The organism is Neisseria perflava (assembly GCF_019334725.1).
GTDB lineage: Bacteria > Pseudomonadota > Gammaproteobacteria > Burkholderiales > Neisseriaceae > Neisseria > Neisseria subflava_A.
This window is the reverse complement of sequence record NZ_CP079818.1, coordinates 425,135-439,223: the sequence shown is the minus strand read 5'-3', so window position 1 is coordinate 439,223 and position 14,089 is coordinate 425,135. Positions and strand designations below refer to the sequence as shown.

The 14,089-nt window shown below is 53.3% G+C and carries 11 protein-coding genes, 1 tRNA gene and 1 riboswitch; of the genes, 3 read left to right on the top strand and 9 right to left on the bottom strand.

Features of this window, described 5'->3' with window-relative positions; translation table 11 throughout:
* Positions 1-181: 181 nt before the first annotated feature.
* On the top strand, positions 182-1,186 hold the full coding sequence (locus LPB400_RS02230; protein ID WP_070461070.1) for a quinone-dependent dihydroorotate dehydrogenase: 1,005 nt from the start codon (positions 182-184) through the stop codon (positions 1,184-1,186).
* Positions 1,187-1,243: 57 nt separating this feature from the next.
* Here LPB400_RS02230 and rnhB read toward each other — a convergent pair whose 3' ends face one another.
* A complete protein-coding gene (gene rnhB, locus LPB400_RS02225; protein WP_063068644.1) occupies positions 1,244-1,837 on the bottom strand; it encodes a ribonuclease HII in 594 nt (197 codons plus the stop codon).
* 154 nt (positions 1,838-1,991) lie between these two features.
* Between rnhB and LPB400_RS02220 the strand changes: the two genes are divergently transcribed.
* Positions 1,992-3,122: an FUSC family protein gene (locus LPB400_RS02220; RefSeq protein ID WP_070584389.1), complete on the top strand. Its 1,131-nt coding sequence runs from the start codon at positions 1,992-1,994 to the stop codon at positions 3,120-3,122.
* A 181-nt stretch (positions 3,123-3,303) separates the two neighbouring features.
* Here LPB400_RS02220 and LPB400_RS02215 read toward each other — a convergent pair.
* A tRNA-Met gene (locus tag LPB400_RS02215) sits at positions 3,304-3,380 on the bottom strand.
* Between the two features lie 111 nt (positions 3,381-3,491).
* Positions 3,492-3,591, top strand: a riboswitch (TPP riboswitch).
* Positions 3,592-3,686: 95 nt separating this feature from the next.
* Between LPB400_RS02215 and thiC the strand changes: the two genes are divergently transcribed.
* On the top strand, positions 3,687-5,576 hold the full coding sequence (gene thiC / locus LPB400_RS02210) for a phosphomethylpyrimidine synthase ThiC (RefSeq protein WP_070584390.1): 1,890 nt from the start codon (positions 3,687-3,689) through the stop codon (positions 5,574-5,576).
* Between the two features lie 91 nt (positions 5,577-5,667).
* On the opposite strand, the gene murJ is transcribed toward thiC, so the two are convergent.
* From murJ to bamA, 7 genes are all read right to left on the bottom strand, one after another.
* A complete protein-coding gene (gene murJ / locus LPB400_RS02205; protein ID WP_219089239.1) occupies positions 5,668-7,206 on the bottom strand; it encodes a murein biosynthesis integral membrane protein MurJ in 1,539 nt (512 codons plus the stop codon).
* Between the two features lie 9 nt (positions 7,207-7,215).
* Positions 7,216-8,391, bottom strand: a complete 1,176-nt coding sequence (gene lpxB, locus LPB400_RS02200; RefSeq protein ID WP_219089237.1) for a lipid-A-disaccharide synthase — start codon at positions 8,389-8,391, stop codon at positions 7,216-7,218.
* Positions 8,392-8,549: 158 nt separating this feature from the next.
* On the bottom strand, positions 8,550-9,326 hold the full coding sequence (lpxA, locus tag LPB400_RS02195) for an acyl-ACP--UDP-N-acetylglucosamine O-acyltransferase (protein WP_107723875.1): 777 nt from the start codon (positions 9,324-9,326) through the stop codon (positions 8,550-8,552).
* Positions 9,327-9,400: 74 nt separating this feature from the next.
* A complete protein-coding gene (gene fabZ, locus LPB400_RS02190) occupies positions 9,401-9,850 on the bottom strand; it encodes a 3-hydroxyacyl-ACP dehydratase FabZ (RefSeq protein ID WP_003681704.1) in 450 nt (149 codons plus the stop codon).
* Positions 9,851-9,923: 73 nt separating this feature from the next.
* A complete protein-coding gene (gene lpxD / locus LPB400_RS02185) occupies positions 9,924-10,964 on the bottom strand; it encodes a UDP-3-O-(3-hydroxymyristoyl)glucosamine N-acyltransferase (protein WP_070649350.1) in 1,041 nt (346 codons plus the stop codon).
* A gap of 101 nt (positions 10,965-11,065) precedes the next feature.
* The gene (locus tag LPB400_RS02180) at positions 11,066-11,575 is read right to left on the bottom strand and encodes an OmpH family outer membrane protein (RefSeq protein ID WP_219089235.1); all 510 of its coding nucleotides are present in this window, start codon (positions 11,573-11,575) and stop codon (positions 11,066-11,068) included.
* A 111-nt stretch (positions 11,576-11,686) separates the two neighbouring features.
* Positions 11,687-14,089 (bottom strand): outer membrane protein assembly factor BamA, encoded by a 2,403-nt coding sequence (bamA, locus tag LPB400_RS02175; RefSeq protein ID WP_107792269.1) that lies wholly within the window; start codon positions 14,087-14,089, stop codon positions 11,687-11,689.

Here is a 14,089-nt window from a genome sequence, read left to right as displayed (position 1 = left end):
CAGGCCGTCTGAAAAGCCTCTCTCTTACCATTTTAATGAACTATCCGATTACACGCAAAAGCCCTATTTATTTTCATTTGACGCCAAACAATAAAATCATATCGATACAGACGTTTGGGGCAGTTTGACGGTTTCAGGTAGAATAACGCCAAATTCATCAACCGTTCAGAAAGCCGCCGCCATGTATTCACTCGTCCGCCCTATCCTGTTCCGTTTCGATGCAGAAAAGGCCCATCATTTCACGCTCAACAGTTTGCGTTCTATCGAAAAACTCGGCCTGCTGCCCAAAGTAGACAGCCACACCCGGCCAACCGAGCTGATGGGTTTGCAGCTGCCCAATCCGGTCGGCTTGGCGGCGGGTTTGGACAAAAACGGCGAGTGCATCGATGCGTTTGCCGCTTTGGGTTTCGGCTTTGTCGAAATCGGCACGGTAACGCCCAAGCCGCAGCCGGGCAATCCGCAGCCGCGCCTTTTCCGCGTTCCCGAACACCAAGGCATCATTAACCGCATGGGTTTCAACAACCACGGCATCGACGCAATGATCCGCAACATTGAAAACAGCCGTTTTAAAGGCATTTTGGGCATCAACATCGGCAAAAATGCCGTTACGCCGATTGAAAATGCGGCCGACGATTATCTGATTTGCTTGGAAAAAGCCTACGCCCACGCAAGCTACATCACGGTCAATATTTCCTCCCCCAATACGAAAAACCTGCGCGCCTTGCAGGGCGGCGACGAATTGAGCGCATTGTTGGAGGCCTTGAAAAACAAACAGGCGCAACTGGCAGCCGCGCATGGCAAATATGTGCCTCTGGCGGTCAAAATCGCGCCGGATTTGGACGAAGCGCAAATCGACGACATCGCCCATGTGGTCAAATCTGTGGAAATGGACGGCATCATCGCCACCAACACAACCATCGACAAATCAAGCTTGGACAGCCATCCGCTCGCAGGCGAACAAGGCGGCTTGAGCGGCTTGCCCGTTCGCGAGAAAAGCAATCAGGTGTTGAAACTTTTGGCGGAACGCATTGACGGCAAGCTGCCGATTATCGGCGTCGGCGGCGTCATGAACGGCGCGGACGCGGCAGAAAAAATCCGCTTGGGTGCCAGTGCGGTTCAGGTGTACAGCGGTTTGATTTATCGCGGCCCTGAGTTGATTAAAGAGTGTTTGGCTGCGTTGAAATGATACTTTCCTAAAAAACAAGGCCGTCTGAAATCTTTCAGACGGCCTTTTGCTATGCTTTCATTCTTCAAACAGATTGCCTTGTGCCAATAAGGTTTTGACCGGTGCGAAATCGCGGCGGTGTTCCGGCAATACGCCGTATTGTTTCAATGCGGCCAAATGTTGCGCCGTGCCGTAGCCTTTGTGGCGGTCAAACCCGTATTGCGGATAGCGTTTCGCCAATTCATACATTTCTGCATCACGCGCGGTTTTGGCCAAAACCGAAGCGGCGGAGATTTCAATAATTTTGCTGTCGCCTTTGACCACGGCCTCTGCAGGGACATTCAAATCTTTCGGCACACGGTTGCCGTCTATCCATACTTTGTCAGGCACGACCGACAACCCCTCGACTGCGCGCTTCATTGCGGCCATGGTTGCGTGCAGGATGTTCAGTTGCAGGATTTCGTCGGGATCGGCAAAGGCAATGCTCCATGCAACCGCCTGTTCCTTAATCATCTGCGCCAACATATCGCGCTTTTTTTCGCTCAGTTTTTTTGAGTCGGTCAAACCCGGCAGGTCAAAATGTTCCGGCAAAATCACTGCCGCCGCAAATACGCTGCCGACCAAAGGGCCGCGCCCCGCTTCGTCCACGCCTGCGCTTAAAACCGTCGCCATTTCTTCACCGCCTGTCTGATTCAAAGCCGCCATTATATCCGCTTGCGGCAGATAAAATCCGCAATAGGACAAGCCGTTTGGGAGCAGTTCAAATTTCATCTGCTTTACCAATCAGTTATAATTTACATCCCCACATACCCATACGTCTTACAACATGCCTGCCCAATCCGAACGCCTCCATTTTTCCGAACGCTGGCTCAACGCCTACGAACGCTACCGCTATCGCCGCCATATCCACGCCTTCCGCCTCGGCTTGGCAATCGTGTTTTCCACCCTGTTGGCCAAAGTCTTCCACCTGCAACACGGCGAGTGGATCGGCATGACCGTCTTTGTCGTCCTCGGCATGCTGCAATTCCAAGGCGCGATTTACTCCAAAGCAGTCGAACGCATGCTCGGCACGGCCATCGGTTTGGGCGTCGGTTTGGCCGTTTTATGGTTGAACCAGCATTATTTGCAAGACGGCGTTTTCTTCTATCTGATTATCGGTGCCGCCAGCGCGGTGGCCGGTTGGTCTGCGGTCGGCAAAAACGGCTACGTCGCCATGCTTGCCGGTTTGACCATGTGTATGCTCATCGGCGACAGCAGCCACCATTGGCTCGACAGCGGTCTGATGCGCGCCATGAACGTTTTGATTGGTGCCGCCATCGCCATTGCCGCCGCCAAACTTCTGCCCCTGCGCTCCACCCTGATGTGGCGCTTCATGCTTGCCGACAACCTCACCGACTGCGCCAAAATGATTGCAGAAATCAGCAACGGTAAGCGCATGACGCGCGAGCGTTTGGAGCAAAACATGATTAAAATGCGCAAAATCAACGCCCGCATGGTCAAAAGCCGCAGCCATCTGGCCGCAACATCCGGTGAAAGCCACATCAGCAACAATATGATGGAAGCCATGCAGCATGCCCACCGCAAAATCGTCAACACCACCGAGCTGCTCCTGACCACAGCCGCCAAACTGCGCGCGCCCACGCTCAACGAAAGCGAAATCCGCCTGCTCGACCGCCATTTCAACCAACTCCAACGCGAGCTTCGGCTGACCGTCCGCCTCATCAAAGGCCACTACGCCCGCCGCATTCGCATCGATACTTCGCTCAATACCGAACTAAGCAAACCGGCCGCCCGCCTGCATTACGACTGGCAAGGCTTCCTCTGGCTCAGCACCAATATGCGTAACGAAATCGCCGCATTGGTGATCCTGTTGCAACGTTCGCGCAATAAATGGTTGGACAAAAAAGAATTGCAACGCTTGAAAGAATACCTACGCAACGATACCGATCCGGAGTAACAATAGGCCGTCTGAAAAACGCAAACTCACAAAATAAAAGCGAATTAGCCGCTGATGACATCAGCACATAAAAAAGGCCGCCTGAAACCCAATGGTTCAGACGGCCTCTTTCAATCAATCCAAGCAACAATAAATACCGCATAAAGCAAAATCCCCTGCGATTGCAGGGGATTTTTATATTTGGTTGCGGGAGCAGGATTCGAACCTACGACCTTCGGGTTATGAGCCCGACGAGCTACCATGCTGCTCCATCCCGCGTCAGAAGTTGTAACTATACGGAAAGACGGAATCGCTGTCAAGCGTTTTTGACAGAAAATGCGAAAAACGCCGCTTTACAAAAAACCATCCGCATGGTTTAATTTTTCCTTAATAAAGAAACAGGGGTGCTGCTTTCAAACCGAGCGGCTGAGAAATACCCTTTACACCCGAACAGGATAATACCTGCGTGGGGAGTTTCGGCAAATGTGTTTTTAGACGGTTGATTGAAGATATCCACAAGGCCGTCTGAAAAAAAAGCAATGCTCCTGTTTCCATTTCATAACCGAAAAACAGGAGCAATTTTTTATGACTACCGCTAAAAAAACCGGCGATGAGGCGCGCCGTCTTTCCGACTTGAGCGAAGACATCGGCATCCGCTTCCAATATCCCAATTCCAACCGCGTCTATATCCCGGGCAGCCGCGCCGACATCCGCGTGCCTTTGCGCGAAATCCGTCAGGACGATACCTACACGGCACAAGGTACGGAAGCCAATCCGCCAATTCCAGTGTACGACACCAGCGGCTCATACGGCGACCCGGCGGCACACATCGACTTAAAACAGGGTTTGCCACACGTCCGCACCGCATGGCTGGATGAACGCGACGATACCGAAATCCTGCCCAAGCTTTCCAGCGAATATGGCACCGAACGCGCACACGATCCGAAAACCGCCCATCTGCGCTTCAACCAAATCACCCGTCCGCGCCGCGCCAAAGCAGGCCGCAATGTAACCCAGCTCCACTACGCCCGCCAAGGCATCATTACGCCGGAAATGGAGTTTGTCGCCATACGCGAACGCATGAAGCTGGACGAACTTTTCAGACGGCCTGAATACGCCAAGCTCTTGAAACAACACGCAGGGCAAAGTTTCGGCGCGAATATCCCAACCCATCCCGACCAAATCACGCCCGAATTCGTGCGCCAAGAAATCGCCGCCGGACGTGCGATTATCCCTGCCAACATCAACCACCCCGAACTCGAACCGATGATTATCGGCCGCAACTTCCGCGTCAAAATCAACGGCAACTTGGGCAACTCCGCCGTAACCTCCAGCCTGACCGAAGAAGTCGAAAAAATGGTATGGTCGCTGCGTTGGGGCGCGGACACGATTATGGACTTATCCACAGGCGCGCACATCCACGAAACGCGCGAATGGATTATCCGCAACGCGCCCGTCCCCATCGGCACGGTGCCGATTTACCAAGCTTTGGAAAAAACCGGCGGCATTGCCGAAGACCTGACTTGGGATTTGGTGCGCGATACCTTAATCGAGCAGGCAGAACAAGGCGTGGACTATTTCACCCTGCACGCAGGTGTATTGCTGCGTTATGTACCGATGACGGCCGACCGCCTGACCGGCATCGTATCACGCGGCGGCTCCATCATGGCGAAATGGTGTCTCGCCCATCATCAGGAAAACTTCCTCTACACACATTTCGACGAAATCTGCGAAATCATGAAAGCCTACGACGTATCGTTCAGCCTCGGCGACGGCCTTCGTCCCGGCTGCATTGCCGATGCCAACGACGAATCCCAATTTGCCGAGCTGCACACCTTGGGCGAATTGACCGCCAAAGCATGGGAACACGACGTACAGGTTATGATCGAAGGCCCCGGCCATGTACCGCTGCAACGCGTGAAAGAAAACATGACCGAAGAGCTGCAACATTGCTTTGAAGCACCTTTCTACACCCTCGGCCCGCTCGTTACCGACATCGCCCCCGGCTACGACCACATCACCTCGGGCATAGGCGCGACCAACATCGGCTGGTACGGCACAGCCATGCTCTGCTACGTTACCCCGAAAGAGCATCTCGGCCTGCCCGACAAAGAAGACGTGCGCACCGGCATCATCACCTACAAACTCGCCGCCCATGCCGCCGACCTCGCCAAAGGCTGGCCAGGCGCACAGTTGCGCGACAACGCTCTGAGCAAGGCGCGTTTCGAGTTCCGCTGGCGCGACCAATTCCGCCTCAGCCTCGACCCCGAACGCGCCGAAAGCTTCCACGACGAAACCCTGCCTGCAGAAGGCGCGAAAATCGCCCACTTCTGCTCGATGTGCGGCCCAAAATTCTGCTCGATGAAAATCACGCAGGAAGTGCGCGACTACGCCGACAAGCAAAAAGCCCAACAGCAAGGCATGGAAGAAAAAGCGATTGAGTTCGTCAAAAAAGGAGCGAAGCTTTACAGTTAAAACGTAACGCAAGAAAAGGCCGTCTGAAAATATTTCAGACGGCCTTTTTAGCGAATAGCCTTTAAGCCAAAGCAATACGCACTACGGCTGCTTATTTTTCCACCCTGCGGAAATGGTGCGGACGAAAACCGAGCGCGGCGAGGGAAACGAAGTAGAGGCCGCCGCCCAAGGCAATCAGGACGCAGAGTTGGCCTGCTTTTTTAAAGCCGCCGACGTGCACCCATTCAAACGGCAGATAATATTGCGCCAGCCACAAACCGCTGCCCATGACAACCAAAGAGATGACCATTTTAACCAAAAACGCTGCCCAACCTTTACCAGGGCGGTAGATGCCGTGTTTGCGCAAAAGGAAAAACAGCAAACCTGCATTCAGACACGCGCCCAAACCGATAGCGAGGGACAGGCCGACGTGCTTGAGCGGCGAAATGAAGGCAAGGTTCATTAGCTGCGTGCAAATCAGCGTGAAAATAGCGACCTTAACGGGGGTTTTGATGTTTTGGCGCGCGTAGAAGCCGGGTGCCAATACTTTAATCATAATCAGCCCGATCAAGCCGAAGGAATAGGCAATCAGCGCGTGTTGGGTCATTTGCGCGTCGTGCAGCGTAAATTCACGGTACATGAACAGGGTCGTAACCAGAGGGAAAGACAACACGGCAAGGCCGACGGCGGCAGGCAGGGTCAGCAGCATACACAAGCGCAAACCCCAGTCGAGCAGGCTGGAAAACTGCTCGGTATCCTGACTGGCGGCGTGTTTGGACAAGGTAGGCAGCAAGATTGTACCGAGTGCCACGCCCAAAACACCAGTAGGCAATTCCATCAGTCGGTCGGCGTAATACATCCACGACACACTGCCGGACTGCAAAAATGAGGCAAAAATGGTGTTGATAACCAAGGAAATCTGCGCCACGCTCACGCCTAAAATAGCCGGTGCCATCTGTTTCATCACGCGGTTGACCGCTGCGTCTTTAAAGCTGAGTTTGGGCATTTTCAAGAAGCCCAGTTTCGCCAACCAAGGCAGTTGGAACACCAGCTGCAACACGCCGCCGACAAATACCGCCCACGCCAAAGCCATAACAGGCGGATCGAAATACGGTACGAAAAACAGGGAAAAGACGATAAAGGAGATGTTCAAAAAAGTCGGCGTAAAGGCGGGAATACCGAATTTATGATAGGAGTTGAGTATCGAGCCGACAAAAGACGACAAGGAAATCAAAAAGATATAAGGAAACGTTACCCGCAGCAGGTCGATGGAGAGCTGAAACTTATCGGCATCTTTGGCAAAACCGGGCGCGGAAACATAAATCACCCACGGCGCGGCAAGTATGCCCAGCGCGGTAACGATGACCAACACAAACGACAACATACCGGCGACATGACGCACAAATGCCTGCGTGGCTTCGGGCGAGCGGGTTTCTTTGTATTCCGCCAAAATCGGTACGAAGGCTTGGGCAAATGCACCCTCTGCAAACACGCGCCGCAGCAGATTGGGCAGTTTAAACGCGACAAAAAACGCATCTGTCGCCATGCCTGCACCAAACGCACGGGCGATAATCGTATCGCGTACAAAGCCCAAAATGCGCGACACCATCGTCAGGCTGCCAACCTTGGCCAAGGCTCCCAATAAATTCATGTATTTTCCTTACTTGTCTTTCAGGCCGTCTGAAAATCCGGCTTCTTCCAATACTGCCGCCGCCGCCAATGCCGCCGTATCTTTCTTCAACAGCAGATGCAAGGCGTGGAAATCTTGTTCCAACGCGGCCACGGCTTCAGGTCGGTCATACCAGTCTGCCACGGCCTGCGCCAGTTTTTCAGGGACAGCATCGTGTTGCAGCAGCTCGGGAACGGCGGCTTTACCCAATAGAATATTAGGCAAACCGACATGCGGCACCTTGATTTTACGTTTCACATACGCATAAGTCAGCGGCGAAATTTTGTAGCTGATGACCATAGGCCGCTTGCATAAGGCCACTTCCAAAGTCGCCGTACCGCTGGTGACCAATACCACGTCGGCAGCAGTGCAAACCGTATCCGACTGCTTCTCGGTCAACGTAATGGGAAGGGCTGAAAACTCAGGCTGCGCCAAAATTTCGCTAATGCGTTTGCGCGTTGCGGCCGTCGCCACAGGCAGCAAAAACTGTGCCTGCGGATAACGTTTCAGCAGCAATAAGGCCGTCTGAAAAAACACCGCCGCCATGTAATCGATTTCGCTCACGCGGCTGCCGGGCAATATCGCAAACACGGGCACGTCCGCAGGCACGCCCAGCTTCTGCCGTGCCGCCGCCCTATCCGCTTCCACGGGCATGGTTTGCGCCATTGGATGGCCGACAAATTCGGCCTTGCCGCCGGCATCGATATAAAGCTGAGGCTCCATCGGAAACAGGCACAACACGCGGTTGACCTGATGTACGATTTTATTGACCCGTTCGCGCCGCCACGCCCAAACCGACGGGCTGACGTAATGAATGGTATGAATGCCTGCCTGCTTGAGTTTTTCCGCCACGCCGAGATTAAAGTCCGGCGCATCGATGCCGATAAACACATCCGGCTTGAGGCGGATTAAATCGTTCACCAGCCCTTTGCGAATTCTCAAAATTTGCGGCAGGCGTTTGATGACCTCAACAAAACCGCGTACCGCCAGCTTTTCCTGATCGTACAAACTCTCGAAACCCTCCGCCTTCATGCGCTCGCCGCCGATGCCGGTAAACCGCGCATTCGGGCAACGCGCCTTAATGGCACGGATTAAGTGTGCGCCGAGCAAGTCGCCGGAAGCTTCGCCGACGCTGATGGCGATAAGGGGGGAAGGATTGGAATTCATGTGTTGAGGTTTAAAAGCTAAAAGATTTTGGGCAGACATTTGCCCGCCCGTTTTCAGACGGCATCGGCGGCAAACAGACAGGAAACCTGCCCTACTGCGCGGATTTTTGCAATCCAAAGGCCGTCTGAAAAAGTTTCAGACGGCCTTCAATCCATCCATCAACGGATAATGCCGCGTGTGGATTGTGCAAAAAAGTCTTTAAATACCGCCAATTCGCTTTGGGTTTCGGCACGTTTCAGAATGTCTGCCTTGGCCTCTTCAAACGGAATGCCGCGATGGTAAATGGTTTTATACGCATCTTTGACGGAGGCAATTTGTTCGGCAGTGAAACCGTTGCGGCGCATACCTTCGCTGTTGAGGCCGGCCGGTTCGGCGCGGTAGCCTGCAGCCATGAAGTACGGCGGTACGTCTTTGTGTACGCCGGCGGCAAACGCGGTCATGGCGTAGTCGCCGATTTGGCAGAACTGGAACACCAGCGTGTAGCCGCCCAAGACGACGTAGTCGCCGATGGTAACGTGGCCTGCGAGTGAGGCGTTGTTGGCGAAGATGGTATGGTTGCCGACCACGCAGTCATGGGCGAGGTGGCAGTAGGCCATAATCCAGTTGTCGTCGCCGATACGGGTTTCGCCGATACCGGTAACCGTGCCGAGGTTGAACGTCGTAAATTCGCGAATGGTGTTGCCGTTGCCGATAATCAGCTTGGTCGGCTCATCGCGGTATTTTTTGTCCTGCGGAATTTCGCCGAGGCTGGCAAATTGGAAAATGCGGTTGTTTTCACCGATGGTCGTATGGCCGTTGATGACGACGTGCGGGCCGATTTCGGTATTCGCACCGATTTGCACATTGGGGCCGATGATGCTGTATGGGCCGACTTTGACGCTGGAGTCGAGTTCGGCTTTAGGGTCGATGACGGCGGTCGGATGGATAAGGGTCATGCTGTCTCCTTGCTGTCTGATACAGGTATTGCCTGCAAGATGCCGTCTGAACGTTCAGACGGCCTGTCCCATTCTTACACCACGCGTTTGGCGCACATAATCACGGCTTCAACGGCAACTTGGCCGTCGACTTTGGCAACGGCGTTGAATTTGCCGATACCGCGTTTGTTGGTCAGCAGCTCGACTTCAAAAACCAGTTGGTCGCCGGGGATGACTTGGCGTTTGAAACGGGCATCGTCGATACCGGCGAAGAAGAAGAATTCGTTTTCTTTGCGGCCGCCTTCGCTGAGGATGGCCAGTGTGCCGCACGCTTGCGCCATGGCTTCGATAATCAACACGCCAGGCATCACGGGCAGGTCGGGAAAGTGGCCTTGGAACTGCGGCTCGTTCATGGTGACGTTTTTAATCGCAGTCAGGGTTTTCATCGGTTCGAACGCAGTAATGCGGTCGAGTTGCAAAAACGGATAACGGTGTGGGATAAGTTTTTGAATGTCTTTGGCTTCGATCGGGAGTTGTACGTCCATGATGTTCGTCTTTCCTTGTTTGTATTGGGTTTAAACGTATTCGGATGCGGGGCGCGGACTGTTTGCGCTGCCTTTAGGCTTCGTCGCTGTCGGCAAGCTGTTTTTCCAGCGTTTTGAGGCGTTTGTTCATTTCGCTCAAACGGTGGATATAAACGGCATTGCGCGCCCAGTCTTTGTAGCCCGACATCGGGAAAATACCGGCCAAATGCTGGCCGCTTTCGGTAATGCTGTGGGTAACGGATGTACCGCCGCCGATGGTGGTTTTATCGGCGATTTCGATGTGTCCGACCGTGCCGACGCCGCCGCCGATAATGCAATAATTGCCGATGGTGACGCTGCCGGAAATACCGGTTTTGGCGGCGATAACGGTGTGCGAACCGATTTTGCAGTTGTGGCCGATTTGGACTTGGTTGTCGATTTTGGTGCCGTTGCCGACGGTCGTGTCGCTCATTGCGCCACGGTCGATATTGGTGTTCGAACCGATTTCCACATCATCGCCCAGCGTGACTGCGCCGGTTTGCGGGATTTTAAACCATGAATCGCCGGCGAAGGCCAAGCCGAAACCGTCTGCGCCGATGACTGCGCCGCTGTGGATTTCGACACGGTTGCCCAAAGTGCAGCCGTAATAGATGACAGCGTTTGGATGCAGCACGACTTCATCGCCCAACGTGCAATCATGTTGGACAACGGCATTGGCCAAAATACGGCAGCCTTCGCCCAATACGGCATTCGCGCCGATATAGGCATTCGCGCCGATTTCGCAGCTTGCCGGTACTTTTGCGCTCGCTTCGACAACAGCGGTCGGATGTACGCCGCCCTGTGCTTTGACAATCGGCGAGAACAATCGTGCCACTTTGGCAAAATAAAGATAAGGATCGGCAGCCACAATCAGGTTGCGGCCCGCAAATTCGTCTGCGGCTTTCGGCGACACAATCACTGCGCCTGCTTGGCTGTCGTGTACTTCGGCTTTATATTTCGGGTTGGCCAAAAAGCTGATGTGTTCCGCCTGCGCTTGATCCAATGGACGGACGGCGGTAATGGCGATGTCTTCGCCTTTCCATTCGCCGCCGAGTTGGGAAACTATTTGGGACAGGGTGTATGCTTGTGAAGTCATGATAATCTGCCGTCAAGATGTCAGGCCGTCTGAAAGATGCCGGTTTGGGTTTCAGACGGCCTTAGGTTTGTCTGTATGGTTACATTCGCTGCCGAGCAGGGTCAGTGTGCGTTTAGGGCTTTGATAACGCTGTCGGTAATATCATAGCGACCGTTGACGTAAATCACGTCCTGCAAGATGAAGTCGTAACCTTCGCGCTTGGCCAAATCGACGATGACGCGGTTGGCATTTTGCTGGAGCGCGGCGAATTCTTCATTGCGGCGCAGGTTGTAGTCTTCTGCCAACTCGGTCTGCTGCTTGCGGAATTTCTGTACCAGATTGCGCCATTTTTGGGTTTCCGCTTCCCTTTGGCTGTCGCTGAGCTTGTCGCTACTCAGTTTTCGCTCCAAAGCCTCGCCTTCCTGCTGCAGCTTTTGCAAGGCGGTTTGACGGCTTTTGAACTCTTTTTCCAAAGTCATCTGAATGCTTTGCGCCTGCTTGGATTCCTGATAAACGCGCTCGGTATTGATAAAACCGATTTTCTGCACGCCATCCGCCGCCGCTTGCGGCAACAGCACGAAACCCGGCAGGGCTACGGTGAGGACACGGAGGGTGTCGGCTATTTTACTCATGATAAAAATCCTTGCTTGAAAACAAACGGGCGGTTTGCAATAAGCTTGCCGCCAATCTGCCATGAGGCCGTCTGAAACGGACAAACCCGGTTTCAGACGGCCTAAACATCATCAGAATGTCGTACCGAGTTGGAATTGGAAGCGTTGGATTTCGTCGCCTTCTTTTTTCTTAATCGGATAAGCATAACTGAACTTCATCGGACCCAGCGGAGAGAGCCAGGTCACGGCAGCACCGGCAGAGTAACGCAATTCGTTTTTGAATGTCGATTTGTGCGTTGTGCCTACGCCATACACGTTTTGGAGCGCGCCGTTGGTGTAATAAGAATTGCTGCTGCTGTCGTTGTAGGTTTTGCCGTCCCACACGCTGCCCGCATCGGCAAACAGGCTCAGACGGACGGTACGCGAATCTTTAATACCCGGCATCGGGAAGAGCAACTCTGCGGAAACGTTGGCTTTTTTGTTACCGCCGTAGCTGATTTTCTCGCCGTATTCGTCATAGACTTTCGGGCCCAGCGTACCGCTTTCAAAGCCGCGGACGGAGCCTAAACCGCCGCCGTAGAAGTTCTCAAAGAACGGCATTGTTTTGGTTTTGCCGTAGCCGTTGCCATAACCGACTTCGCCACCCAGCATCAGCGTGAAATCTTTGCTCAACGGGAAGAACCAAGTTTGGTTGTGGGTCAGGGTGTAGTATTGCAGGTCGCTGCCCGGCAAAGCGATTTCGCCGTTTACGCCGGTCAGGTAACCGCGGGTCGGCCACAAGGCATTGTCGGTTTTGTTGCGGCCCCAGCCGATGGTACCTTTGTACAACCAGCCTTTGAAGTTACCCACGCCACTGCCGTCGCCTTTACCGTATTGATTGATAAAGTCGGCATAGCGTTTAGGCGCGCCTTTGTAGGTGTTAACAGTCAGACGCTCTGCGGCCAAACCGAAGTTTACACGGTCATATTCGGTAACCGGAATACCGATACGCAAACCGCCGCCGAAAGTCGTGGTTTTATATTGTTTCGCGCTGGAAGAAGCTTTACGCGGGTCGTAAGACTTGCCGTAAAGGTCGTAGCCCAAGCTTACGCCGTCAGGTGTGAAATATGGGTCGGTAAACGACAATGAGCCGTTTACTGTGGTTTTACTGCGGGAAGCGCGCAGGGCAACGGATTTACCCGTACCGAACAGGTTGTCTTGAGCCACGCCGGCAGACATCACCAAACCGGTATCCTGAACCCAACCTGCGCTCAAGTCGAGCGAGCCGGTAGAACGTTCGGTCAGGCTCATGTTCAGGTCAACTTGGTCAGGCGTATTGGCCACAGGAGCCGCATCAAATTGAACGTTGTCGAAGTAGCCCAACAACTCAACGCGCTCTTTAGAACGTTGCAGTTTGGCAGAATCGTAAGGCGCCGATTCCATTTGGCGCAACTCGCGGCGGATGACTTCGTCACGGGTTTTGTTGTTGCCGGTAATGTTGATTTCGTTTACATAGATTTTGCGGCCCGGTTGAACGGTCAGTACAAAATCAACGGTATGCGTTTCGGCATTTGGAATAGGTTGGACATTGATTTCGCTGAATGCGTAACCTGCCTGACCCATGCGGTTTTGAATGGCTTCGAGCGAATTGGACATTTGCGCGCGCTCGTACCATTTGCCCGGCTTCATGGTCAGCAGTTTTTCCAAATCTTCTTTCGGCACTTCCAGCGTATCGCCTTCGATGCGTACATTGCCCCAGCGGAAGCGGTCGCCTTCGCTGACAGTTACTTTAATGGTTTGCTTGGTTTTGTCTTCGTTGGTTTGGATATCGGTATCCAAAATACGGAAGTTGAAGTAGCCGTTGTTTTGGTAGTAATTGGTGATTTTTTCCATGTCCTGAGCAAATTTTTGCTCATTGAACTGGTTGCTCTTAGTGATCCAAGTCCACATGCCGCCTTCGCTCAGGGACATTTGCTTCATCAGACGGCGGTCGGAATAAACTTCGTTGCCTTCAAATGAAATATCGGTAATCTTGGTAGATTTGCCCTCTTCGATGGCAATATCGATAGACACGCGGTTGCGGGCGAGTTTGGTTACAGTCGGCGTGATTTGGACAGACTGTTTGCCGCGGCTCAAATACTCTTCTTTCAAACCGGCAACGGCTTGGTTCAGCGTTGCTTGGTTGAAGTATTGGGATTGCGCCAAACCGAAGGCTTCAAGGTTTTTCTTGATGGCATCGTTTTGCAGCATTTTCGCGCCGGTAATATTGAGCGAGCTGATGGTCGGACGCTCAATCACGGTCAGCAGGACTTGATTGTCCATGGTTTCGACGCGTACGTCGTCAAAGAAACCGGTTGCGTAGAGTTTTTTAATGATTTCTTCACTGCGCGCATCATTGAAATTATCACCGACTTTAACGGGTAGGTAGTTGAAGACGGTACTTGGCTCGGTGCGTTGCAGGCCTTCGACGCGGATGTCCTGAATGGTAAAGTCAGCCAATGCCAGCGGGGACAGGCTCAATACCATTAAAGCGGAAGCAATCTGGTTCAGTTTCAT